The organism is Ruoffia sp. FAM 26255 (genome assembly GCF_045528525.1).
GTDB lineage: Bacteria > Bacillota > Bacilli > Lactobacillales > Aerococcaceae > Ruoffia > Ruoffia tabacinasalis.
Map to the genome: position 1 here is coordinate 1 of NZ_JBGQQX010000032.1, position 26,931 is coordinate 26,931.

Here is a 26,931-nt window from a genome sequence, read left to right on the forward strand (position 1 = left end):
GTGTCATCGATTGCACACAAACGGAACACGATTCCACGGAAATCCTTACACTACCGAACACCGTTGGAAGTATTTTTGAGTTACTTAGATGAAGCAGTTTTGTCTAGCTTAATTTGACAAATCAAATAAATTATATTCACAAATTAGTTCATAACGTTAAATAAAACCACCACCAGAGTGCAACTTACACGGGGGTGATATATTCATTTATACATTATATCAGAAACCACTTAGAATAAAAATGTAAAATGAGCATAAAATGAAGTTAATATATGATATTATTATCATAATTTCATTTTCATAAATATTGCTTATATGCACTAAAAAGAAAAGCCTCTACAGAGTGACAAACTTTGTCATTGTAGAGGCTAATTATATATTATGCTAATTATTCATTAGAACTTCCGTCAACTTCATAAATTTCTGCAACTTCTCCATCAACTAAATGTAACATTGGTGCTGGTTTAACGGCGTTATGTTCTTCATCAATATAAAACTCCCCAGTAACTCCACCCGTGAAGGTTTCCATATTTTCGATAGCATCTCTCACTGCTGTTCGGTCAGTAGATCCTGCATCTTCGATCGCTTGAAATAATAATTTTGCTCCATCATATCCAAGTGCTCCGAAAGTGTCTGGCGTTTTCCCAAACTTTGCTTCATAAGCTTCTACGAATGCTTTACCTGCTTCTTCTTCAGTTCCTGTGTAAAAGTTTGACGTAAAGTATACATCTGTTGCATTGCTTGCACCTGCTAACTCTACATAGGCATCACTTGCAAATCCGTGTCCACTTAAGATTGGTTGAGTTAGACCCATCTCTCTAGCTTGTTTAGTAATTAAGCCTCCTTCAGTATAAAAGGCTGGTAAATAAATAACATCGAATTCAGTCGCCATTAAAGTCGTTAGGACAGCTGAGAAATCTGTATCACCACTCGTATAAGATTCTTCCAACACAACTTCATTACCTAACGCTTCCCATTCTTTAATGAATGGTTCTGCTTGTCCTACAGAGTAATCATTTGACTGGTCTACTAGGACCACTGCTTTTTGTGCACCTAGTTCATCCGTTGCAAATCGAGCTGTAGCGTTCGCCTGGTAAGTGTATGAGAACGCAAGACGGAATACCCAATCTAATACATTCCCGTCATCATCCATAGTTAAATCATCTGCTGTTGCTGCTGGAATGACCGCTGGAACTTCAGATTGTTCTGCCACGGGATTTTGGGCTAGTACTAAATCTGTTGCACCCGGTCCAATTAGAGCTACTGCCCCTTCTTCAACCAAGCGAGTTGCAACTGAAGCTGTTTCGGTCTTATCTGATTTATTGTCATAATGAATGATTTCTACTTCACGGCCATCTAAAAGCCCACCTTCATTGTTTACTTCTTCAACAGCTAATTGTAAAGCTTCGTACATTGCTTGCCCATAAGATGCCGAGTAACCAGATGTTTCCATGTTAGCTCCAATTTTTACTGTCTCATTTTCTTCTTGTGCTAAGGCTAATAAGTTTGATGATTAGGCAAATAAAGTGACACCGGCTAAAAGACTTAAACCTAATTTTTTGAAATTCATAATATTCCTCCTGTATTGTTTGAATGATAAGGGATTGTAAAAAATGTAATGTTTATAATATCTGAAATGTCATTGTCTATGGATCATCACTTCTTTCCTGATTAAACAAAAAATAGTCATCCATTCATTGAATGGATGACTATTACTCAAGACCCATTCATAGCTTACACGAATAGGACTGGAACACGTTAGATTTTTAATCTAAGGTTCAAGTCCTGGTCTTAATAATAATAATAATGTTATTATTCTGTAAGTTATGCATAGTTCTCTCTCTTTTCTTTAATCATTTTCTAATGTATTCATAATATACTCTAATCAGTTTAATTGCAAGGACTTAAATGTATTTTTCCTAATAATGTGCCTTTTGCCTTGATTTATAAACTTATATTAATTTTTTATTGCTTGAGTTTCTACCCATTCTTGAATGAGTTCATTTAATCTAGAATAATCTTCGTGCTTAATAATCGAGTAACGGACCGTTTCTTTTAAGTTATCTTCTTCATAAAATCGACCTGAAAAACCATTTGCTTCTAGATAACGACCTAAACTTAGTGCCTTATCACCATAAGTGAAGACAAAGTTTGTGTAACTGTCATTTACATTCATCACTTGGTTCACCTTTCTAAAAGCATCAATTAACAAATCACGAGCTTCTAGTTGATAATCGGCGTATTCCTTCACCCATGCTTTATCTTCTAGAAAGACACTTGCTAAGTTCATCCCAACATGATCCAAGGGATAAGGGTGATTAATTCGAGTGACCTTATCGTAAGTTTCCCCTTGAGCAATAATAATTCCAATTCTTAAGCCAGCCAATCCATATATTTTGCTCAAAGTACGAATTATTAAGACATGGTCACCTTCAGGACGTGTATATTCTTCACCAAATTCTATATATGCCTCATCAATGATAAAATACCCTTGGATCGCTGCCATCGCATCTGCCACTGCTTGTAATTCTTCTTCTTTAAACATTAACCCTGTTGGATTATGCGGATTTGATAATATGAATAATGACGGTTTTTTCTCATGAATCGCTTTAACTATCTTAGCAAAATCAAATGAATAATCCGCTTCGCTCTCAACCTCATAAAATGGTAATTGTAGTTGCTCAGCATAATCTTTATACATAAAGAAATCTGGAGTGATTGTCATAATACCTTTTTGACCTAAAGTGATAAAGGTTTTCTGGATCCACTCATCTGCACCACTAGCCAATTCAATTTCATCTACATTTAAATTATTATCTTTAGCGTAAATAGCTTTCAATTGTCCTAATTCAACATCCGGATAATCTTGAAATACTGTTCTATTATATACTTCATCCATATATTCTTTTTTAATCGGTGAAATTGGACTTGTATTTCTGTTCATTATAATCATAATTCAACCTCGTTTCTTGAAATATATTCTATTATAACACTAATAATTTTAATTGAAATCTAATGAATTTAAAAATCTGTATAAAAAAACACCCCATAAGGGGTGTTTAATTGTGGTTTGGAATTATTGTTCGATTGAAGTAACAGTTCCGGCACCAACAGTACGTCCACCTTCACGGATAGAGAAACGAGTTCCATCTTCCATAGCGATTGGGTGAATTAATTCTACAGAGATAGTTACGTTGTCACCAGGCATTACCATTTCAGTTCCTTCTGGTAATTCGATGATTCCTGTAACGTCAGTTGTAGTAAAGTAGAATTGTGGGCGGTAGTTATCGAAGAATGGAGTATGACGTCCACCCTCTTCTTTAGATAATACATAAATCTCAGCAGAGAATTTAGTATGTGGTGTAATTGAACCTGGTTGAGCTAAAACTTGTCCACGTTCGATGTCATCACGTGTCACACCACGTAATAATGCACCAATGTTATCTCCCGCTTCAGCGTAATCTAACATTTTACGGAACATCTCAACACCAGTTACAGTAGTTTTTTGAGTATCTTTGATACCAACGATTTCAACTTCGTCACCTACTTTAACTTGTCCACGTTCTACACGACCAGTAGCAACTGTACCACGACCAGTAATTGAGAATACGTCCTCAACTGGCATCATGAATGGTTTGTCGATTTCACGAGCTGGTTCTGGAATGAATGTATCTACAGCTTCCATTAATTCTAAGATTTTAGCTTCGTAATCAGCGTCGCCTTCTAAAGCTTTTAATGAAGAACCAACGATTACAGGAACATCGTCTCCTGGGTAATCGTATTCTGATAATAAGTCACGAACTTCTAATTCAACAAGTTCTAATAACTCTTCATCATCAACCATATCAGCTTTGTTTAAGTATACTACGAAGTGTGGCACACCAACTTGACGTGATAATAAGATATGCTCACGAGTTTGTGGCATTGGTCCATCAGCAGCAGATACTACTAAGATAGCACCGTCCATTTGAGCAGCACCAGTGATCATGTTTTTAACGTAGTCCGCGTGTCCTGGCGCATCGATATGTGCGTAGTGACGGTTAGCAGTTTCATACTCAATATGTGAAGTATTGATTGTGATTCCACGTTCTTTTTCTTCAGGTGCGTTATCGATTGAAGCGTAGTCTTGAGCTTCACCAAAACCATTTTTAGCTAAAACTGTTGCGATTGCAGCAGAAGTAGTTGTTTTACCGTGGTCAACGTGACCTAAAGTCCCAATATTAACATGGGGTTTCGTACGTTCAAATTTTTCTTTTCCCATTATTTAATCCTCCTAAAATATATGTAACCTATTATAGATTATTTTTTAACCTATCGAAATGATTATACCGTGAAAGGAAGGTAAATTCAACCATTTACCTCCACATATTCACGTTTATAGCAAGCTTTCTGCTTAGTTATAAAGCAGATTATCTACCGCTATGTTTCTCGATGATTTCTTCTTGAATTGATTTTGGAACAGCTTCATAGTGGTCGAATTGCATTGTAAATGTACCACGACCTTGTGTAGCTGAACGTAAAGTTGTCGCGTAACCGAACATTTCTGCTAAAGGAATGAATCCTCGAACGATTTGTGCGTTACCACGAGCAGTTGTACCTTCGATGCGTCCACGTCTTGAGTTCACGTGTCCCATTACATCTCCTAAGTATTCTTCAGGAACTGTAACTTCAACTAACATCATTGGTTCTAGGATTGCTGGATCAGCTTTCTTAGCAGCTTCACGTAATGCTAATGAAGCAGCAACTTTGAAGGCAGTCTCAGATGAATCGACATCATGGTATGAACCATCGTAAAGCTTAGCTTTAACGTCGATTAATTCGAATCCTGCTAATACACCGTTTTCCATTGCGTCTTTAAGTCCTGCATCTACTGCTGGGATGTATTCACGAGGAACTACCCCACCAACAATTGCATCCTCAAATTCGTATCCGGCACCTTCTTCGTTAGGTGAGAATTCAATCCAAACGTGTCCGAATTGTCCTTTACCACCTGATTGACGAACGAATTTACCTTCTGCTTTAGTAGCAGCACGGAAAGTTTCACGGTATGAAACTTGTGGTGCACCAACACTTGCTGAAACTTTAAATTCACGTTTTAGACGGTCAACGATGATATCTAAGTGTAACTCACCCATACCAGCGATGATTGTTTGTCCAGTTTCGTGATCAGTTGTCGCACGGAAAGTTGGATCTTCTTCAGCTAATTTAGCAAGAGCTGCAGACATTTTGTCTTGGTCAGCTTTTGAATCTGGTTCAATTGCAACGTTAATAACTGGCTCTGGGAATTCCATTGATTCAAGAATCACTGGCGCGTTCTCAGCACATAAAGTATCACCAGTTGTTGTATTTTTAAGACCTACCGCAGCTGCGATATCTCCTGAGAATACTTCTGGGATTTCTTCACGTGAGTTAGCGTGCATTTGTAAGATACGACCAACACGTTCACGGTTATCTTTAGTCGCATTTAGAACGTATGAACCGGCAGCTAATGTACCAGAATATACACGGAAGAATGTTAGACGTCCTACGAATGGGTCAGTCATAACTTTGAATGCTAAAGCAGCAAAGTCTTCTGAATCATCAGCATGATGTTCTAAAGTATCTTCTGTTCCTGGAATAGTACCGATAATTGGTGGTACTTCTAGTGGTGATGGTAAGAAATCAACAACACCGTCTAGTAATAATTGTACCCCTTTGTTCTTGAATGAAGAACCAACATAAACTGGGTAGAACTCAACCGCAACTGTCGCTTTACGGATTGCCGCTTTAAGAGTTGCAACATCGATTTCTTCACCTTCTAGGTAAGACATCATAATGTCTTCATCTAAATCAGCGATAGCTTCAATTAAGTTTGTACGCCATGTGTCAGCTAATTCTTTCATGTCTTCAGGGATTTCAATTTCTTCAACGTTTTCACCTAAATCATCATGATAGTGGTATGCTTTCATGTCAATTAAGTCGATAATCCCGTCAAAGTCATCTTCTGCACCAATTGGTAATTGAACAGGGTGAGCATTTGCATCTAAACGGTCGTGAAGTGTTTCAGTCGCGTTTAAGAAATCAGCACCAAGTTTATCCATCTTATTGATATATACAATACGAGGAACACCGTAAGTTGTAGCTTGACGCCAAACTGTTTCAGTTTGAGGTTCTACACCTGATTGAGCATCTAATACAGTTACTGCACCATCAAGTACACGTAATGAACGTTCTACCTCTACGGTAAAGTCCACGTGACCTGGAGTATCAATAATGTTTACGCGGTGGTCATTCCATTGTGCAGTTGTAGCTGCAGATGTAATTGTAATACCACGCTCTTGTTCTTGCTCCATCCAGTCCATTTGTGATCCACCATCATGAGTTTCACCAATTTTGTGAATACGTCCTGTATAGTAAAGGATACGCTCAGTAGTTGTCGTTTTCCCTGCATCAATATGGGCCATGATTCCGATGTTACGCGTTTTATCAAGAGAAAATTCTCTCTTTGCCATACTATTTTACCCCTCTTTCAAATATATAATGAGTAATTGTCAATCGCCTATGCAAATTCTTGCATAAAACAGCCAACCAATTTCTACCAGCGGAAGTGCGCGAAGGCTTTATTGGCTTCAGCCATTTTGTGCATGTCTTCACGTTTCTTAACAGAAGCACCTGTATTATTAGCTGCGTCCATTAATTCACGTGCAAGCCGTGTTTCCATTGTTTTCTCCCCACGTAAACGTGAGTACTGAGTTAGCCAACGGATAGCTAAAGTATAACGACGTTCTGGACGAACTTCAATAGGAACTTGATAGTTAGAACCTCCGACACGACGAGCTTTAACTTCTAACAATGGCATAATATTTTCGATTGCTTGTTCGAAGACTTCTAATGGCTCTTGACCTGTTTCTTCACGAATAATATCGAAAGCTGAGTATAAGATTTTAGAAGCTTTTCCACGTTTACCATCAACCATGATACGGTTAATTGTACGTGTAACTAATTTTGAATTGTAAATTGGATCTGCTAAAACTTCACGTTTTGCTACATTACCTTTACGAGGCATTCAAACTCCTCCTTTCATAAGGAATTAATTTTATTTTTTATATTTATTTAGGTTTTTTTGTTCCGTATTTAGAACGGCTTTGACGACGTTCAGAAACACCAGCTGTATCTAACGCTCCACGAACGATGTGGTAACGTACCCCTGGTAAGTCTTTTACACGTCCTCCACGGATTAACACGACACTATGTTCTTGTAAGTTGTGCCCTTCTCCTGGAATGTATGCTGTAACTTCCATTAGGTTAGATAAACGAACACGCGCGTATTTACGTAACGCCGAGTTAGGTTTTTTAGGTGTCATAGTACCAACACGAGTACATACACCACGTTTTTGTGGTGACATAGTAGTTGTTGAAGTACGTTTATAACTGTTATATCCAACGTTTAAAGCTGGAGAGTTCGATTTAGTCGTTTTAGACTTACGTGGTTTATTAACTAATTGATTAATTGTAGGCATGAATTGTCCTCCTCCCGTCTTCTTTTCTTAGTCCACACATCCAAGTGTGTCATTTTATAGTAAAATTCAATAAACAACTTTTCAGTTGCTTAAGATAAGAGTTTTAAAGCAGTCAGCACGACTGATGACCAGGAATCTGTCATTAAAACACCTTAGGTATAGTATCATGAGGATTTACTTTCGTCAATAGTCTTGAACATTTTTTTCAAAAAAAACCGACTATTTGTTAATTTTAAACAAATAGTCGGAAATATGTTATTTATCAGCGTTGATAAAGTCATACTTTTCAGGTTCTTCTTTGAATTTTCTCACAACATATGGACAAGTCGCTTTGATTTTCTTACCTTCTTTGTCCATTTCTGATACTAATTCATCTAAAAGTTTACCTGCAATTCCTTGTCCTCTTAATACGGGGTCTGTAAAAGTATGATCAGCGACTACCACTTGGTCGTTTGATGAGCTTGGTGGAAATGTAATTTCCGCTAATAGCTTATCTGCTTCGTCACGATATACAATTGCGTTACCTTCTCTTTTAAACTCCATTAAATCGCCTCCTTGACGTCTATATACATAGTTTACCATGGATGGATGATTTAATTAAGTTTAATGCTTGAAGCGAATAGTCTAAAAGTTATTAGTTGTTACGTAAAGTTGGGAATAATAATACATCACGAATTGATTGTGCGTTTGTTAACAGCATAACTAGACGGTCAATCCCGATTCCTAGCCCACCTGTTGGTGGCATACCGTATTCTAATGACTCTAAGAAATCTTCATCGACTGGATGTGCTTCGTCGTTCCCTTGATCTTTCTCTTCCATTTGAGCTTCAAAACGCTCACGTTGATCAACTGGGTCCGTTAACTCAGTAAAGGCATTCCCATATTCATGGCCAGCGATAAATAATTCGAAACGATCTGTAAATCTTGGATTTTCTTGGTTTTTACGCGCTAAAGGCGAAATCTCTACTGGATGTCCAAATACAAATGTTGGTTGAACAATTGTATCTTCACATTTATCTTCAAAGAAGTTGTTAATAATATGTCCGACAGTTGTGTCATGGTCGTTGACAGTTACATGATGCTCTTTAGCTAAAGCTTTTGCTTCTTCATAAGACATTTCTTGCCAGAAATCAACGCCAGTCGTTTCTTTAATAATATCTACCATATGAACACGACGCCATTCTGACTCTAAATCAATCGTTTGATCGTCATATTCCAATACACCAGAGCCTAATACTTTATTAGCCACATGTTTAATTAATGATTCTGTTAAATCCATGACATCCGTAAAAATACTGTATGCAGTATATACTTCTAACATAGTAAATTCAGGGTTATGTGTTGTATCCACACCTTCATTACGGAATACACGACCAATTTCGTAAACTTTCTCAAAACCACCAACTACAAGACGTTTTAGATGTAATTCTAAAGCGATTCGTAAATATAATTCCATATCTAAGGCGTTATGGTGTGTAATAAATGGTCTGGCATTTGCTCCACCTGCGATATTATGTAAAACCGGTGTTTCAACTTCCATATAATCATTGTCATCTAAATAACGACGGATTTCTGAGATGATTTTAGATCGATTCACAAAACGTTCACGGCTCTCATCATTACTAATTAAGTCTAAGTATCGTTGACGGTAGCGTTGTTCTATATTCGCTAAACCATGATATTTATCAGGCAATGGACGTAAAGCTTTAGTTAATGGAGTGAAAGACGTTGCACGAACGGATAATTCACCCGTATTTGTCTTGAATAAATACCCCTCAACACCAACAATATCTCCTAAGTCAGCTTGTTTGTAACAATCATAACTTTCTTCACCAATCATATCTTTACGTACATAAAGTTGAATACGGCCTTTCATGTCTTGGATATGGGCAAATCCAGCTTTACCTTTACCGCGCTTAGACACCATACGTCCTGCAACTTTTACGTTAATTTTTTCAGCTTCTGATAATTCTTCTTTAGTAAGGTGATCAAATTCACTTACGATATCTACTGAATAGTGTGTTCTTGTAAAACCAGCATCAAATGGGTTGACGCTATCTGATTCTAACATTGAAGTCATTTTTTCACGACGAACTGATAGTTGGTCATTTAACTCTTCATGTGTTTGCTCTTGATTATCACTCACGTTATTCACTCCTCATTTACTTTATTACTTCTCTTAAAAATTAAAGCACATCTAACAAACAAATACAATGCTTGTCTTTATTATCTATATTAGGCTTCTTCTACTAATGCAGTCAATTCCTCTTCACTAAACTGATAGGCTTCATTACAGTAATGACAAACTACTTCTGCGCCATGATCCTCGTCAATCATTGCTTGAATATCGTCTTTGCCTAATAATTTAATTCCATCAGAGAAACGTTCCTTCGAACAATGACAGTTAAAGCGGACATCTAAATAATCTAAAATCTTAGAATTACCTTCGCCAACTAATCTATCTAATAGCTGTTCTATGGTTAAACCACTATTTAACAAATCAGATACTCTACCTAAGTTATTAATTTTATCTTCTAAAGCAGAGATAGTTTCTTCAGTTGCCCCTGGCATGACTTGAATCATAAAGCCACCGGCTTGTGCCACAATATCACCTTTATCAACTAAAACGCTTAGTCCAATCGATGAAGGCGTTTGTTCTGACACTGCCATATAATAGGTAAAGTCTTCTGCGAGCTCCCCACTGATTAATGGCACTTGGCCAGTGTAAGGTTCGTAGTTTTCAATTTGTTTACTGACTTTTAAGAACCCTGGTAAGCCTACGGCACCTTTGACATCAATTTTGCCTTCTTCATTTGAATCTAAGGCAACTTGTGGGTTATTTACAAAACCTCTCAAGTTCATTTTTGCATCACTTGTCGCTAGAATTCGACCTAAAGGTCCTTCCCCTATGATATCTGCAGTTATTTGGTCATTCCCTTTTAAATTCGCAGCGAGTAAGGCTGTCCCAATTAAAGTCCTCCCTAATGCAGCTGTCGCAGTGCGCCAAGTATCGTGACGTCTTCTTGCTTCTTCAACTGTATTTTTCGCATCAATCACATACACTTTAACTTGCCCATCAAAGGCAAGCGCACGTAATAATTTATCAGTCATATGTTCATCCCTCCATGAAAATTCCATGTTGCATTGTAATGTATTACCTTTTTATTTTCAACTAACATATAATAACACACATTCTTTAGTGAAATCATCATCAAAAGTTCTTTTCTCACTTTCACATATCTTACCACCAAGTCAGTGAAAATACACACAGAATATAAAAAAGCTCTCCAAGTTTTCACCTGTAAGAGCTTTGTTTTATTTAATTTTTTATATAGTCTCTTAAATTCCATGATTCACTGTAGTAACTTGAGTCAATCTCTTTCAGTTTGTCTGAAATCAGTGGTTCAAACTCCATCCAATCTAAGATATCTTTTTCTAAGTCTAGTCCTTGAGCAATTTCTATTAGCACAAGTTTTGAATCTTTATTAATTTCAAATACAGCTCTGTCCGTTACAATGATGATTTCTTTGCCATTAGCAATAGCTTCTTTACTTGAGAAAGTAATATACGACAAGTCTGATTTAAACTTCTTATCGACACCTGCGTGATTAATGACGAGTTGTCCATTCTCTACGCTAGTCTCCCCTTTAACTGTAAAGGTGCCAATAAAGATTATTTTTGAAGCACTTGCTGAAATATCGATCATACCACCTGGACCAATGAGCATCTCTCCGATTTGTGTAGTGTTCATGTTCCCATTAGCATCCATCTGACCAAAGCCCAGCACAGTTGTATCTACGCCACCCCCGTGATAATAATCAAACATATCTAAAGTATTGATAATCGCATCTGCATTGTAATTCGTACCATAATTATAATCTGAAGCTGTCATTCCACCGATTGCACCTAAGTCTGTGTTCAAAGTGAACTGATCTAATAGATCGGCTTCATTAATTAACCGTGACACTTTATCTGCCATTCCAACGCCAATATTGATAAAACTATTTGGCTTTAACTCTCGCACCGCCCGTCTTGCGATCACTGTTTTGTTATCCAAGGGTAACTCCCGACTCTTCACTTTTGGTGTTCTAATTTCATTGGATAAGAGCGGACTGTACTGGGTCATAAAGGTTTGTTGATGGTATTCTGGCTTAGCTTTTACAACATAATCAACGAGTACACCCGGAACATCAACTTCTTTAGCTGGAAGCGTTCCAGTTGCTACGACGTCCTCAACTTGAGCAATGACAATTCCACCTGCGTTCTTCGCTGCCATCGCAAGTGTGAGTGCTTCGAGTTTCAAAGGCTCGTGAATAAATGATAAGTTTCCTTTTGGTTCTGCATAGGTCGCTTTGATAAAAGTCACATTGATGGGTAATGGTTTAAAATACAACCATTCTTCCCCATTCACTTTAGTAACTTCTACCAATTCTTCGGCTGCTTTTGCCCGATCATTAATGCGTCCACCCTCTTGGCGAGGGTCTACAAACGTTCCAATACCAACTTTACTCCACACACCCGGTCCTTTGGCTGCTGCATCTCGGTAGAGTTTACCAATGATTCCTTGTGGGAGCATATACAATTCATACTGATTTGCTAGAGCTGCTTTTGCTGATAAAGGCGCCCCACTCATGTGCGTTCCGATAAAACGTTTTAACAAACCGGGTTCAAGCAAGTAATCCATACCTGTTCCTTCGCCGCGACTCATTCCAGCCACAGCCATTAAAGTAACATCTTTTGGATGTTGATGTTCTTTGTAGTAGGCACCCAGTTCTTTTAATAACTCTTCTGGCATACCCCCTAAACCATATGTCGTTGTCGCAATCTGAGCATGATCTGGAACATATTGCATGACATCTTTTACTGAGATTTCTTTTGTATCCATCTATACACCTCTTAATTTGTTGATAAAAAAGTAGACTCAGTGTTTGCCACTCAGTCTACTCAATGAATTTTATTTAGTTGACCTTTAATTCGCTTAATTTGAATTTAATTGTGTCATACGTGTGTGCACTTGATTAAAGTCTTCGAGCATTTCAGTGAAGATATCTGATACCGGTTTAATCTCATGGATTCGACCAATCCCTTGTCCCATACTTAATTGTGAACCATCGATATCTCCATTTTTCATCGCTTCATAGGAGCGTCTACCTGAAATTAATGGCATCAACTCTTCTAAAGTCGCTCCATTCGCTTCTGCTTTAAGAATATCTTGAGCCATCTTATTATTAGCGACACGCATCGCATTGCGAAGTGACTTCATTGTTAAGACCGTCCCATACTCTGGAACAGATAATAAGGCTTGGCGATAAGCATCAGATGCATTCACTTCAGGCGTCGCTAGGAACCGAGTAGACATTAACACACCGTCCACTCCTAATGCCATGGCAGCATACATACTCTTACCATCAACAATCCCTCCCGCTGCAAGAACAGGTACATCCAATTCTTCAGCTGCTTTTGCCCAAAGGATTTGACCACTGACTTGATCTAAGCCCGGATGCCCACCACCTTCTGCTCCGACCATTGTAATAATATCCGCACCATCAGATTGAGCCGCTAAAGCGTGTCGAATTGACGTTACTTTATGAATGACAATAATACCTGCATCTTTCAGTGGTTGAATGAATTTGTCCGGTCTTTGTCCTGAAGTTTCAACAACCGGTACCTTTTCTTCAATTAACACTTGAATATAATCATTAATTACCGCTGGCATCACAACTTCTGGCACTAAAGAAATATTAAAGGCAAAAGGCTTATCAGTTAAACTGCGCACTTTTCGAATTTCTTCTCGCAAGGCATCAACATCTGGAAAAGCCATCGCTGGAACAATTCCTAATCCACCTGCATTAGATACCGCTGAAGCTAATTCCGCTAGCGACATATATTGCATGGCTCCTTGAATAATTGGGTACTTAATATTTAATAGTTCCGTGACTCTTGTTTGCATCGAATCATCTCTCCTTCAAATTTCGATGATGATAGAGCGATGATTTTAAACAAATAACAAACTATTTCCTATGAAGTTTTGTTACCCGTTCCTAGCTCATATCTAATCATCTAATCATCTAATAAAAAATCGTATTTTAATGTATTATTTTCAAAGTGAAAATTATTATATATAGATTGAAAAACAAAATCTTCCACTTTAGAATAATGCTTCTTCTTCTCTCGCATTAACGTCGGGATATACGGAATTGGATCCTCAAAACGCTTTTCTACTACCCCCATTTGGTTTAGTCTTGAAATAAACATACTAAAGTAAACTGTCGGTAAAAGAGCGATTAATTCGTTGTAGATCACTGTTTCTATCATATAATCCCAAGAACTTGAGGTAAATAATTGCTTTGCTGTACTGTTATTTTCTTTTAATTTGTCTTCTACAAAATAATAGACGGCATCTTTTTTGTTATAGGTTACATAATGATAGCTGTCTAAGTGGTTCCATTTTAGTAAACGTTTTGTAACGAGTGGATGATCTGGTCCCATAAAGGCGACCACTTCAGTTCGAACTAAGGGATGTACTTCATATTTTGACGTATTAAAATCTTTCGGCGGTGCTAGAACTGCGATATGAATGACATTATCTTCTAGCATCTGTTGTAATTCATTCGTGCCTGCTTCAACAATTTCAATATGTGCATCTGGATTTTCTATCAGAAAGCGAGGTATAAATTTATTAAAGAAAAAACGTAAATACGTTGGGTGAATCCCAATTTTTATCGTCCCTTTTTGGAATAAAGATTCTCTTTCAATGACATGTTCAAGTCCGTTATATTGATTTAATACTTTTAATGCTGATTGATACACATGCATTCCAGAATCAGAAACATTCACAATTCGCCCATTTTTTCGATTGAATAAAGAAACTCCCTGTTGATGTTCAAAGTTTTTAATAAACTGACTCAACGCTGACTGAGAAACATATAAATTCTCAGCCGCGACAGTCAGGTTACAATCTGATTGAACAATTTCTACAAAATATTGCATTTGACTAATTTCCATCATTCTAAGCACCTCAAATTCTTAATATATCTGGATAGTATTGTATGCTTACAGTGTATCACAGCAATACTAATTTCCTTTGAATTTTGGTTGCCTTTTACTTAAAAATGCTGCAACCGCTTCAGAATGATCATCACTTAACGAACTAGCCCTCATATACTTCGCTTCTAAAAGGTTCGTATCATCCATTTGAGGATATAATATACTCGCTAATAATGCTTTTTGGTGCGCTATTGTTTGAGTCGGCCCATGAGCTAGCTTTTGAGCTAATGCTTGGGCTTCATCAAGTAAATCTTCATCTGCAACTTTACTATAAGCGAGGCCATATTCGACTGCCAATTCCGCATCAATCGGTTCATTCAACATAATATGTTTCATCGTTCGGTATGATCCTAAAGCTTGTTGTAAATTGTACATCAAACCAGTATCTCCCGGGAAAGCCATATTAATAAACGCCGTAAGTAAGCGACTCTGAGTCCCCATCACAATGAAATCACATGATAATGCGAGTCCTAGGCCTGCTCCTGCAGCCACACCATTAATGGCTGCAATCACGGGTTTTGAATTTTGTCGGATACTTCGAACCATTTCTCCTGTTTTAAGGACACCGTCTTCTGGTATTCCTTGTCCGGTATCAATGAGGTGTTGGAAGTATTTAACATCTCCTCCTGCACAGAAATACTTTCCTGCACCTGTTAAGATAACCGCCTTTACTTCTGGATTTTGATCGATATCTGCCATTACATCAATAATTTCTTGATACGTCGTTTCTGAAAAAGCATTTCCATACTCTTCTCGATTAATTGTAACGGTCGCGACTTGGTTCTCTATTGTGTATAGAATCGTTTGATACATTACTTATCTCCTTACTTTCATTGATTAAGGTTTAGTACTAATGAATATATTCAAAAATACCTGCAGCACCCATACCGGCTCCGATACACATTGATACCATTCCATATTTCGAACCTTTACGTTTACCCATCTCGGCTAATAAGCGTGATGTCAGCACGGCTCCGGTTGCACCCAGTGGATGTCCTAAAGCAATTGCTCCTCCGTTAACGTTTGTAATATTTGTGTTTATTCCTAATTCACGAATTGAAGCTAGCGCTTGAGAAGCAAAGGCTTCGTTTAATTCGATTAAGTCCAAATCTTCTAGTTTTAAGCCCGTTAATTCTAAAACTTCTGGAATAGCATAGGCTGGTCCGATCCCCATATATTTCGGATCGATTCCTACAGCTTTATAACCAACAAAGCGGGCGATTGGCTTCACGCCTAATTCTTTTATCTTTTCGCCTGACATGATGACAACAAAACTTGCGCCGTCACTTACTTGCGATGATGTTCCTGCAGTGACAGATCCGTCTGCTTTAAAGATTGTTCTTAGTTTCCCTAAAGTTTCAGTTGTTGATTCTGGACGAATTCCTTCATCTTTGTCGAATTTTACCTCTTTAACTTGAGGTCCATTTTTTGTGTATTCAACTTTATGTGTTGTTACGGGGATGATTTCATCATCAAAGCGTCCTTCTGTTTGTGCAGCATGTGCACGTTGATGACTTTGCACTCCAAATTCATCCTGATCTTCTCGAGTGACATTATATTTAGTTGCGACATTTTCAGCAGTGAGTCCCATTGGATACGAAACACCTGAATCTTCTGCTTGTAGTGTAGGGTTGTTTGTTACTTCATTGCCTCCCATTGGGACTGAACTCATGAACTCAACTCCACCTGCTACCAATACTTCTGATTGACCAGCCATAATGGCATTTGCAGCAATGGCAATCGTTTGTAATCCTGATGAGCAGTAACGGTTCACTGTCTGTCCTGCAACAGAGTAAGGTAATCCTGCTCTTAAAGCAATCGTACGAGCAAAATTCATACCTTGAATTCCTTCTGGGAAGGCACAACCAACAATCACATCTTCGATAAGCGCTGGATCAAAGTCGCCATCAACACGATCGATGACACCCTTTAATACTTCAGCTGCAATATCATCTGGACGGTCGTTGGCAAGGGCTCCATTCGCTTTTCCTTTTCCAATAGCCGAACGTCCATAAGCAACGATATAAGCATCTTGCATAATTAATTCATTCCTTTCAAGTTTCCGTATTAATTTCTTAACGGTTTACGCGTTTGTAACATATGCGAAATTCGTTCGAATGTCTTTTGATTTTTACTTAATTTTAGGAAATGTTGTTTCTCAAGATGTTGTAACCATTCTTGATTAACATAGGTTCCTTCTGGGAGCTCTCCACCTGTCATTACATCTGCAATCGCAAGTCCTAACTCCATGTCATAATCACTAATAAAGTGTCCTAGGCGCATTGAATCTAATTGCCCTTCGACCACTGCTTTAAAGTTTGTTCCTAAGGCTGGGAAGTTAACTTTTGTTCTTTGAATGTAATTTACTTTAGTTAAATAAGTTAATTTCTCAATGGCTACGTCCACAACTTTATCCGCATTCATAATAATGTCATCTGACCCTCTTAAGTAATATTTACGACGGGCTTCATAAGCACTCATTGAAACATCTCCAGATGCAATACGTGTAATAACTGCACCTAAAGTCTTCATCTTACTTGCTTTTTGCTCGTCTCGAGTCATCACGCGTTCTGTTAATTCTGCTAGGCCGCCGCCACCAGGAATAAGTCCTACACCGACTTCAACTAAACCGATATAACTTTCTGCCGCTGCTACAACATAAGGAGAGGCTAACATTAGTTCGGCTCCACCACCTAAAGCGCGTCCTCTAACTGCTGTAACAATCGGTTTACTACTGTAGCGAACGCGGTTCACTGCTTCATGTAACTCGCTTATTGTTTTACCTATTAAAGTATCGACTTCCTCGAGTTCTATAGCTTTCTTCATCATATTCAAGTTAGCTCCCGGACTAAAATGTGGTCCATCCGAGTAAATAACCATTCCAGAATAATGACCTGACTCTAACTCGTCTACAGCTTTTATCAGCCCTTTTGTTAATCCTTCATCAATGGTGTTGTTTGGTGTATGGAACTTGAATAATAATTGATCCGTGTTTATTACACTTAATGTTGTATCGTCATCTTTCCAAATTTCTTTCTCTATACGATCTTCAATCGGTGTAATATTTTCAAGTACTTCGCCTTCCTTATAGAAGCTTTCTGTTCTATTTGCTACCCATTCAGGTAATTCCCCTACTTCTGCTTGGATTCTTTCTTTCACACGGTCAAAGCCCATTAAATCCCACAGTTGGAAAGGTCCGACTTTCCAGTTAAAGCCCCAAACCATTGCACGATCAATGTCTTTATAATCTTTTGCCGCTTTAGGAACATTATTTGCCGCATAGAAAAATGTGCTTCTCAAAGTTTTCCATAAGAATTTACCCGCTTTGTCTTCTGCATTAAAGATAACATCTAAGTTTTCTTTTAAGTCACGTCCAAAATGAGATAATATTTCTAATTGAGGTTTGCTTGGCTCGACGTACTCCATAGTTTCGGGATCTAATACTAGACGTTTACGTCCTTCTTTTTTGTAGAATCCATAACCTGCTTTATTTCCCAAAGCTCCTTTTTCTAATAGTTTTGGTAAAAGCGATGAATTGTTGAAGTAAGGTTGCTCACTAGGATCTTTCATTAATCCACCTACAACAAAGGCAGCAATATCATTTCCGACTAAGTCTGATAAACCATAAGTTCCTGTTCGAGGTCTTCCAATTGCTTTACCTGTTAAAGCATCCACCTCAACAATTGATAAGCCGTTACGCTCTGCACGGTACATAATGTCTGCCATCGCATGTGTTCCTGTTCTATTGGCGATAAAGGCTGGGACATCATTAGCAATCACAACACCCTTTCCTAAGACATCTTCTGAGAATTGTTTAACTACTTCTACCGTTTCTTCAGATGTATTCTTCGTTGGAATAATTTCTAATAATTTCATATAGCGCGGTGGATTGAAGAAATGCATCCCTAAGAAACGTTCTTGTTCGCCGCTTTCGAACACTTTAGCAATTGCTTCAATTGGGATTCCAGATGTATTTGTTGCTAGAATTGCTTCTTCTTTAGCGACCTGTTTAATCTTTGTCCAAATATCGTGCTTGATTTTAATATCTTCTTTAACAGCTTCAATAAAGATATCTGAATCTGATGGTTCCACTAAATCATCAGCAAAATTTCCATAAGATAAGTTCCCTTCGAAATTTAAATCATATAACATCGATTTCTTTTTGTTTGTAATTCTGTCATAACCCGCTTTAGATAGTTTATTACGATCTTCTTCGTCAATTACAACGTCTAATAATTGCACTTTAATCCCTGCATTTACAAGTAGGGCTGCAATTTGACTTCCCATGACACCTGCACCTAATACGGTTGCTTTTCTAATTGTCATTATTATTTCCCTCCAAAATATATCGTTTTACTTTAAAAGTGACTCAGCCATTTCCAAATTTGTTTGGAAATGACTGTCACTTGATAAATATTAGTTAAATGCTGATTGTCCAGTCATTGCTCGTCCAATTACTAAGGCATTAATTTCGTGTGTACCCTCATATGTATAAACAGCTTCTGCATCTGAGAAGAATCTTGCGATATCGTAATCGACAACAATTCCGTTCCCCCCACAAATTCCACGACCCATTGCTACAGTCTCACGTAAGCGAAGAGCATTAATCATCTTACCTACTGAAGTAACGATTTCATTGTAGTCACCATTCTCTTGTTGGCGAGCAATTTGTGAACAAAGGGCCATTGCAGATGTTACGTTTGCTTGCATCATCGCTAATTTCTCTTGAACTAATTGGTAATTTGAGATGTCTTTTCCAAATTGTTTACGTTCAGTTACATATTTAAGGGTTGCTTGAAGTGCACCTGCCATCGCTCCTGTCGCCATGAAAGCTACGCCTGCACGAGTTGAGTAAAGAACTTTAGCAATATCTTTAAAACTATTGATGTTTTGTAGACGATCACTTTCATCTACTACGACATCTTTTAAGTGAATATTTGCGTTTGGTACAATACGAAGTGCAATTTTATTTTCAATAATGTCAATGTCTAATCCTTCTTGGCCTGCTTTGACGATAAAGCATTTTGGTTTGTTTGTTTCTTCGTCTCTTGCATAAACTGGAATTAAGTCAGCGACTGATGCGCCACCAATCCAGCGTTTAGCTCCATTAAGAATCCATTTGTCACCTTCACGACGTGCTGTCGTATCTAAGCCCCACGCAACGTCAGATCCATGATCAGGTTCTGTTAAAGCGAAGCAAGTACGTAATTCATGGCTCGCTAATTTAGGGACATATTTTTGAACTTGTTCTGGACTACCTCCAAATAAGAATGAATTAAACCCTAAGCCTGAGTGAACTCCAATTAAAGTATTTAATGATACGTCGAATCTCGACATAGCAAAGGCGAAGAAAAATTGGAATAATTGACTCGTTTGTTTCTTACCTTCTCGCCCTTCGAATAATAAAGGGTTTGTATAGTATCCTAATTTACCGATATCTTCAAAAAATCCTTTTGGCACTTCTGCATCAACCCAAGCTTGATTAACTACGGGACGATACTTTGTTTCTAGCAGCTCCACTAATTGTCTTAAAAACTCAACTTCTCCATCTGTTAAACCTTCGCTAATGTTTAAAATATCCTCAGGGAATAATTGTTTTAATACTTCTTTTCTGTTGTCCATTTTCATTTGCCTCCTAAAATTTTCAATAACATGTATTGCTTACACAAAAATGATAACGTTTACAATTCATATAATACGCTGTTAATTAGACCCCGTGAAATAACGGAGCCTTATCTTATACATTAGGGAGCTTAATAAAGGGTTTTATTTTGATTTCCACTCATTTAAACGGCCTGGTTATTAACTGAACTAATAAGTTGAATAAGAATAACATAGAGAAACAGCTATCTTGAGCGGAATATTTCAGTTATCTATTACGGTTCTACAATAAATAGGGTTGATGACAAAAATTAAAATGTCATCAACCCTATTTGACAAAGAGCCTCTATTACGAAAACTTAATAGACAACACAAAAAAGCCCGACTATTTAGCCGGGACTTTAACATTAAATATTCAATTCATCTGTGATTGTTGACTTCGCATAGTCATTCATCATCTTCTCTAGTTCTAGACGATCAGGTTTTCCAACAGAGTTAACTGGTATTTCATCAATCTCTAAGTATAGTTTCGGCACTTTATAACCTGCAAGGTTTTTCAAGCAGTATTCATCTAGGACTTCTCTATAATTTTCTGAACCAAGTGCTTCTTTATTCAACATGATGGCAGCAGATACGGATTCACCAAATTTAGGATGTTCATATCCTAAGACAATTGCCGAGCGAATTAGAGGATGTTGACTTAGAATCGCTTCGACTTCTGATGGCAACACGTTTTCTCCACCTGTAATAATTAATTCTTTCAGGCGGTTAACTATAGTAATCTCACCTAATTCATTAATAAAGCCCATGTCTCCTGTTCTAAAGAAGCCATCATGGAAGGCTTTTTCATTTTCTTCTGGTAAATTCCAGTAGCCTGGTGTGACATTTTTACCTTTAACGAGTAATTCTCCGATGTCTCCCACTGGGACTTCTTCTAAATCTTCATTAACAATTTTCGCTTCAACAAACATCAGCGCTTGTCCAATTGATTGTGGATTGTTCACTGCATATTCGTATTTATTATAGGTTAATAATGGTGCTTCAGTTAAACCATAGGCATTAATAATAATTTTACCCATTTGTTGGAACACTTTTTGAACTGCTGGTAAAGGAGGTGAACCCCCAGAAACAAGTAGTTCAATATTCATAACATTCTCAGGTTTAAATTCCGGATGGGCGATAATGGCATAGTACATCGTTGGGATTAAAACTAGAACAGTCGGTTCATACTTCACGATCCAATCATTAATGGTTTCATGATTGAAGTATCTTTCTAATACGATTGTTCCTCCAACCATTAACATCGGAATGACAATATCAATAAAACCTAAGATATGGAACATAGGCGCACTCGCAATTGTTTTCCAATCACTCGTCATATTCCAAGATAAGTTTTGATTAAAGCCATTATTTAAGTAACTTTCATGCGTGTGTATAACACCTTTCGGTCTACCCGTTGATCCACTCGTATAAATTAACATGGCGATGTCTTGTAAGTCTAAATTAACACTTTCAAAAGGTGTATAATTCTCAAGATTCACGATTTCATTATATTCTGGTCCATCTACATTATATTTAATAAACTCTTGCGGAACTTCGGTGAGTCGTTCAAGATGGTTAGTTGCGTAAACGATATATTCTAAACCAGCATCTTTAACTACTTTACCAATTTCGATTGGCTTTAATCTCCAATTAAGCGGTACAAAAACAGCCCCAATTTTTATAGCAGCCAACAGAAAATCAATAATGGCAATATCATTTGGGACAAAGGTACCGATTCGGTCTCCTCGTTTAATTCCTTCATTCTCCACTAAATGTCGTGCTAACATTTCAGCACGTTGATTTAGTTGTTCATAAGTAAATTCCGTTTGTTTAATAGGGTCAATTACAGCCACCTTGTCAGGTGTGTCTACCGCACGCGTTTTTATCCAATCCAAATTCATTGTCTTATTCTCCTTAGACTTTAAATTTGTGAACGCTACCATTTTTTGTTACCTTCATTCTACTAAAGATAATCGATTTGTCTAGTGTTTTATTGCTTATTATAAATTTTTATATGCATTTAACTCGTAAATTTAACAGTTTAATCCTTTAGAAATCCTTTCATATCAATCTTCAAATATATAAATTTCAAAATTGAAAAAACAAAAAAACCGACTACCCAAAATGGATAATCGATTTCTTTCGCTAATTATAAATCTCTGTCTTGATTAATGTGAGAATTTCTTTCTTCTGTATCGTCTGAAGGTGCTAAATCATCTGGTTCAACATAAGTTGTCTCTTCTTTTGCACGATCATAAGTTTCAGAATGATCTTCATCATCTTTTGCTTTTTCTTTCGCATCTTTGAAGCTGTCAGGTTCATCTGGTAATTCAGGTTTATCATTTGAATCTGTATCTTCAGGCGCAGGCATTTCTCCTGTTTCGAATAAAGATTTGATAGCTTTTTGATCTAATGTTTCGATTTCTAATAACTTTTCAGCTATAGTATTTAACTGTTCACGGTGTTCATTAATAATATTATGTGCATCAGTTAAAGCTTTGTCTGTAATACGACGAATTTCTGAGTCGATTTCATAAGCAATTTGTTCAGAATATGTCACGCTTTGACCATATTGACGGCCAGCAAAAGGTTTTTGATTCCCCTCATATTGAACAGTTCCTAATTTTTCAGACATACCATATTCTGTAATCATTGAACGAACAATTTGAGTTGCTTGTTGGAAGTCATTACTTGCCCCAGTTGATTGGTGATTAAACACAATCTCTTCAGCAGCACGTCCACCTAATAAACCAACAACTTGTTCGTATAATTCTTTCTCGGTAATGATATATTGATCTTCTTTAGGAAGCATAATCGCATATCCACCTGCACGTCCACGAGGAACAATCGTTACTTTATGCACGACACGCGCATCACTTAATACCATACCAACAATTGTATGTCCTGCTTCGTGATAAGCAACCGTTTCGCGTTGTTTCACTGACATTTCACGGTTTGTTTTAGCTGGTCCAGCAATTACACGGTCATGTGCTTCATCAATATCTTCCGCATGGATAGATGTATGATCGACACGAGCCGCAATTAAAGCCGCTTCGTTTAGTAAGTTTTCTAAATCCGCACCAGAAAAACCTGGTGTTTGTTGTGCAATCACTTTTAAATCGACATCATTGGCTAATTGCTTGTTACGTGAGTGAACTAATAAGATTTCTTCACGCCCTTTAACATCAGGGTTACCAACAAGAATTTGTCTATCAAAACGACCCGGACGCAGTAAAGCTGGGTCTAAAACATCAGAACGGTTTGTTGCAGCCATAACGATAATACCTTCATTACCTTCGAAACCATCCATCTCAACAAGTAATTGGTTAAGTGTTTGTTCACGTTCATCGTGTCCTCCACCCATACCAGCTCCACGTTGACGACCTACGGCATCAATCTCATCAATGAAGATAATCGATGGTGCATTTTTCTTAGCATTTTCGAATAAATCTCTTACACGACTCGCCCCAACACCGACAAACATCTCAACGAATTCAGAACCTGAGATACTGTAGAATGGAACGCCCGCTTCTCCCGCAACAGCTTTAGCTAGTAACGTTTTACCAGTACCTGGAGGCCCTTCTAAAAGAACACCCGCTGGTATACGCGCACCTAACTTTGTAAAGCGATCTGGATCTTTTAAGAATTCAACCACTTCAACTAATTCTTGTTTCTCTTCTTCTGCACCTGCAACATCAGAGAAGCGTACTTTGACTTTCTGTTTTGAAACGTCTTTTGATTTAGACTTTCCAAAGTTCATCACGCCTTTTCCGCCGCCAGAACCTTGTTGAGTCATTGAATAGATTAAGAAAAATGTCGGGATTAATAAGATTAAGAATGGTAAGAAACTTAACCATAAACCTGCACTTGATTCCGGAATTGTTTGAATTGTAGTATCATTTTCTAAAGCAACATCCGTCACCATGTTCAACGTTGCGTCATTACCTAAAATAGTTGTTTCAAATAAACTTACTTCGTTAGATCCTTGAATAACTTGTAAAAAGTTATCTTCTTCCTGCTCTACAGTTTCATTAGGTGTTCGGTATTCCCCATGAACTGAATAAGCCCCAGATCCAATTTGAATTTCGAAAGTTTCAATGTTCCCACTTTCTAATTCACTCATAAATTCAGACGATGATATCTCTTCAGTTTGCCCAGCATAACCTAAGTTACCTGAGAATACTTGAAACATACCAATAATCGCTAAAAATATTAGGATGTAAGGTAAAGTTCCCCGAAAGAAATTACGATTCGGGTTTGGATTTCGATTATTCATTTATCTATCTCCTCCTTGCATACATATTATTATGTATCTTAGTTATAATAGCATAATTGAGCGGATTTACACTACAATATTGCTTTTTCATTGAATTTAAAATTATTGATAAATCTCAGGTTTTAGTACACCAATGTATGGTAAGTTACGATATTTTTGTTCAAAGTCAAGACCGTACCCAACAACGAATTCGTCTGGTACTTCTAAGCCTACGTAATCTGGAATAATATCTTTCACAACACGACGCACTGGTTTATCTAATAACGTACATACTTGCACAGATGCAGCTTTACGGTATTTGAATAAATCAACTAAGTACTTCAATGTACGACCTGTGTCGATAATGTCTTCCACGACTAGAACGTGACGTCCTTCTAGATGTGTGTCTAAATCTTTAATGATTTTTACTTCTCCAGAAGATTCAAATGCATCACCATAACTAGATACATCCATGAAATCAATCTCTAAATAGACATCCATTGCTCGAACAATATCTGCCATAAAAATTGAAGCCCCACGTAGTATTCCAACAACTACTACCTCTTTGTCTTTATATTCTTTCGTTAACTGTTCACCTAAGCGATTCACAGCTTCTTGAATCTCCTCGCGGGTTACTAATACTTCTTTTATGTCTTGTTCTAACATTTAGTTTCTCCTTTATTTTGTATTATCATATATTCTTAACGCCAATTCTCATTCTTTTACGTTTAAATAAAAGCGAAAGCGTCATTTTATTGATGTTATGAAGTAAATGTTACCATATTATCAAGAAATATTCTCGCTTTTTTGATATATAAATACATGAGTTTGCTTTTCTTCCAAATTAACGTAAGTTTTATCCTTACTAATCGGTGGTAACATTCCTAGTATCGTCCCTTCATGATTTTCAATGACCCAATAATCTTCACGTTTTGATTTTGGGATTTTTTGATCGATCATGATTCGAGATACTTTCTTATGATAACTTGTTCCATCTGGGCGACGCAAAGTTAACGTGTCTCCATTCTTTCGATGTCGCAATGTTATACTTGGTTTTCCTTCGGTTAAAGATAAAGGTATTTCAACATACAAATCTTTCTTTAAGTCTGTCGCAATCGCATCGATATCAAACACACCTGCTAATTCTTGCTCATTCAATTCGTACCAGTGATTAAACTGTTCAATCTTAATCTCACTTTGTTCAGCTTCTTCAACGCCGTAATCTTGAGGTTGAATCCAAATATAATCATACTCTCTTAAAGCTACCCAGTTATTCGCTATATTCATCAACATATTTGGAGCATCTGTTTGTCTAATGAGTTGTTCTAACTGCTTAACAGCTGCTTTATTATAGGATTGAATTTGGTGAATTAATCTTTCCTCCAAAAATATAGCTAAGTATATCTGCATTAAATCATCAGATAATTCTAGAAACTTAGGTACATATAAAAGCCACCGTCCCTGTGACAATTGCATCAACAGTTCGGGTTCTTTCTGTAAATACTGATTAAAATGCGCATCATAACTTGCTTCTAACTGTTCTGACAGAAGAAGTAAATTAGATAAAAACTGCGGGTTTTCCTCTTCAAAAAAAGGCAACATCTTATATCTCATACGATTACGCATATAAGTCATATCCGTATTCGTCTGATCTTCATTAAAAGGAATATGATGTTCTTTGGCATATTCATTTATTTTTTCCTTTTTAGTTGAACTAAAAGGTCTTAAGACACGAACAGACTTCGAAAATTTCGTTGAAGTAGTTAATATACGTTGGTAGTTAGAGCGAATTCCGCGAACACCTCGTAATGAAGTTCCTCGGATTAAACGCATTAATACCGTTTCACCTAAATCATTCAAATGATGTGCTGTCATCAACGTATCGCTATTCGTCTTAACCATGACATCCCCAAAGAATTGATAACGCGCATCTCTCGCACTTGCTTCAACATTCACTGAAGCTGGTTTGTCCCAATGACTAATAAAGTAAGTTAACTTATACTTTTGGGCGTACTCTTTTACCAATTGGGCATCTTGGTCACTTTCTTCTCTTAATCGATGATTAAAGTGGGCAACAATTATTTCTTTTCTTTCTTCTTTTGGTAATTGTTCATTTATTTGAAGCATGATTGTCAATAATACCATTGAATCTATGCCTCCAGAGACGGCAAGTAAGATACGCTTACTCTTAAACCATTCGGGCCATTCATTCAATAATTGTTTGATGTTATATAATAAATCACACATGCATCAGCACCTCGCTTTCTCAGTAACGAAGTATATTTTAACACGATTAGAAATAAAGTATAGAATAAATATATTAACTATACATTAATTGTATTAAACTTTCGTCATTATTTGGGAGCGTCAAGAAGTTTGTGTAAATAAAGAATTCCTTCTGTAAAAAAATCAGCTCTCTGCTAGTGTTCCAAACATTTCCCATAGCTCTGCTTCAGCTTGCTGGAAACCGCGGTGGCTTCGGGTTAA

At 37.3% G+C, this 26,931-nt stretch carries 20 protein-coding genes and 1 pseudogene; 1 reads left to right on the forward strand and 20 read right to left on the reverse strand.

Going from position 1 to position 26,931, the window contains the following annotated elements; genetic code table 11:
- Window positions 1-117, forward strand: a pseudogene (locus ACEN31_RS07285) (IS30 family transposase); the annotation flags it as partial.
- Between the two features lie 271 nt (window positions 118-388).
- On the opposite strand, the gene ACEN31_RS07290 reads toward ACEN31_RS07285, so the two are convergent.
- The 20 genes from ACEN31_RS07290 to tilS form a co-directional block, all read right to left on the reverse strand.
- Window positions 389-1,465 carry an ABC transporter substrate-binding protein gene (locus ACEN31_RS07290; RefSeq protein ID WP_407109050.1) on the reverse strand — a complete coding sequence of 359 codons (1,077 nt, stop codon included), beginning with the start codon at window positions 1,463-1,465 and terminating at the stop codon, window positions 389-391.
- Between the two features lie 492 nt (window positions 1,466-1,957).
- Complete coding sequence (locus ACEN31_RS07295) at window positions 1,958-2,944, reverse strand: pyridoxal phosphate-dependent aminotransferase (protein ID WP_407109041.1); 987 nt, start codon at window positions 2,942-2,944, stop codon at window positions 1,958-1,960.
- Window positions 2,945-3,076: 132 nt separating this feature from the next.
- Window positions 3,077-4,261 carry an elongation factor Tu gene (gene tuf, locus ACEN31_RS07300; protein WP_407090449.1) on the reverse strand — a complete coding sequence of 395 codons (1,185 nt, stop codon included), beginning with the start codon at window positions 4,259-4,261 and terminating at the stop codon, window positions 3,077-3,079.
- 148 nt (window positions 4,262-4,409) lie between these two features.
- Complete coding sequence (gene fusA, locus ACEN31_RS07305; protein WP_138405196.1) at window positions 4,410-6,491, reverse strand: elongation factor G; 2,082 nt, start codon at window positions 6,489-6,491, stop codon at window positions 4,410-4,412.
- 83 nt (window positions 6,492-6,574) lie between these two features.
- On the reverse strand, window positions 6,575-7,045 hold the full coding sequence (rpsG, locus tag ACEN31_RS07310; RefSeq protein WP_138405197.1) for a 30S ribosomal protein S7: 471 nt from the start codon (window positions 7,043-7,045) through the stop codon (window positions 6,575-6,577).
- A 43-nt stretch (window positions 7,046-7,088) separates the two neighbouring features.
- Complete coding sequence (gene rpsL / locus ACEN31_RS07315) at window positions 7,089-7,499, reverse strand: 30S ribosomal protein S12 (protein ID WP_138405198.1); 411 nt, start codon at window positions 7,497-7,499, stop codon at window positions 7,089-7,091.
- Between the two features lie 255 nt (window positions 7,500-7,754).
- A complete protein-coding gene (locus ACEN31_RS07320; RefSeq protein ID WP_407109042.1) occupies window positions 7,755-8,042 on the reverse strand; it encodes a GNAT family N-acetyltransferase in 288 nt (95 codons plus the stop codon).
- Between the two features lie 91 nt (window positions 8,043-8,133).
- Window positions 8,134-9,579 carry a lysine--tRNA ligase gene (gene lysS, locus ACEN31_RS07325; RefSeq protein WP_407109051.1) on the reverse strand — a complete coding sequence of 482 codons (1,446 nt, stop codon included), beginning with the start codon at window positions 9,577-9,579 and terminating at the stop codon, window positions 8,134-8,136.
- 155 nt (window positions 9,580-9,734) lie between these two features.
- Window positions 9,735-10,610 (reverse strand): Hsp33 family molecular chaperone HslO, encoded by an 876-nt coding sequence (hslO, locus tag ACEN31_RS07330; protein ID WP_407109043.1) that lies wholly within the window; start codon window positions 10,608-10,610, stop codon window positions 9,735-9,737.
- A 208-nt stretch (window positions 10,611-10,818) separates the two neighbouring features.
- A complete protein-coding gene (locus ACEN31_RS07335; protein ID WP_407109044.1) occupies window positions 10,819-12,384 on the reverse strand; it encodes an acyl CoA:acetate/3-ketoacid CoA transferase in 1,566 nt (521 codons plus the stop codon).
- A gap of 93 nt (window positions 12,385-12,477) precedes the next feature.
- The gene (locus ACEN31_RS07340; protein WP_407109045.1) at window positions 12,478-13,449 is read right to left on the reverse strand and encodes an NAD(P)H-dependent flavin oxidoreductase; all 972 of its coding nucleotides are present in this window, start codon (window positions 13,447-13,449) and stop codon (window positions 12,478-12,480) included.
- Between the two features lie 110 nt (window positions 13,450-13,559).
- Window positions 13,560-14,507, reverse strand: a complete 948-nt coding sequence (locus ACEN31_RS07345; protein WP_138405204.1) for a LysR family transcriptional regulator — start codon at window positions 14,505-14,507, stop codon at window positions 13,560-13,562.
- 66 nt (window positions 14,508-14,573) lie between these two features.
- Window positions 14,574-15,359 carry an enoyl-CoA hydratase/isomerase family protein gene (locus ACEN31_RS07350; RefSeq protein ID WP_138405205.1) on the reverse strand — a complete coding sequence of 262 codons (786 nt, stop codon included), beginning with the start codon at window positions 15,357-15,359 and terminating at the stop codon, window positions 14,574-14,576.
- A gap of 37 nt (window positions 15,360-15,396) precedes the next feature.
- Window positions 15,397-16,584 carry a thiolase family protein gene (locus ACEN31_RS07355; RefSeq protein ID WP_407109046.1) on the reverse strand — a complete coding sequence of 396 codons (1,188 nt, stop codon included), beginning with the start codon at window positions 16,582-16,584 and terminating at the stop codon, window positions 15,397-15,399.
- 29 nt (window positions 16,585-16,613) lie between these two features.
- Entirely contained in the window at window positions 16,614-18,872 is a 2,259-nt protein-coding gene (locus ACEN31_RS07360; protein ID WP_407109047.1) for a 3-hydroxyacyl-CoA dehydrogenase NAD-binding domain-containing protein, read from the reverse strand.
- Window positions 18,873-18,962: 90 nt separating this feature from the next.
- Window positions 18,963-20,168 (reverse strand): acyl-CoA dehydrogenase family protein, encoded by a 1,206-nt coding sequence (locus tag ACEN31_RS07365; RefSeq protein WP_138405208.1) that lies wholly within the window; start codon window positions 20,166-20,168, stop codon window positions 18,963-18,965.
- A gap of 386 nt (window positions 20,169-20,554) precedes the next feature.
- A complete protein-coding gene (locus ACEN31_RS07370) occupies window positions 20,555-22,090 on the reverse strand; it encodes a class I adenylate-forming enzyme family protein (RefSeq protein ID WP_138405209.1) in 1,536 nt (511 codons plus the stop codon).
- Between the two features lie 248 nt (window positions 22,091-22,338).
- A complete protein-coding gene (gene ftsH / locus ACEN31_RS07375) occupies window positions 22,339-24,465 on the reverse strand; it encodes an ATP-dependent zinc metalloprotease FtsH (protein WP_407109048.1) in 2,127 nt (708 codons plus the stop codon).
- Between the two features lie 102 nt (window positions 24,466-24,567).
- On the reverse strand, window positions 24,568-25,110 hold the full coding sequence (gene hpt, locus ACEN31_RS07380; protein ID WP_138404413.1) for a hypoxanthine phosphoribosyltransferase: 543 nt from the start codon (window positions 25,108-25,110) through the stop codon (window positions 24,568-24,570).
- A 120-nt stretch (window positions 25,111-25,230) separates the two neighbouring features.
- Window positions 25,231-26,691, reverse strand: a complete 1,461-nt coding sequence (gene tilS, locus ACEN31_RS07385; protein ID WP_407109049.1) for a tRNA lysidine(34) synthetase TilS — start codon at window positions 26,689-26,691, stop codon at window positions 25,231-25,233.
- Between the last annotated feature and the right edge of the window lie 240 nt (window positions 26,692-26,931).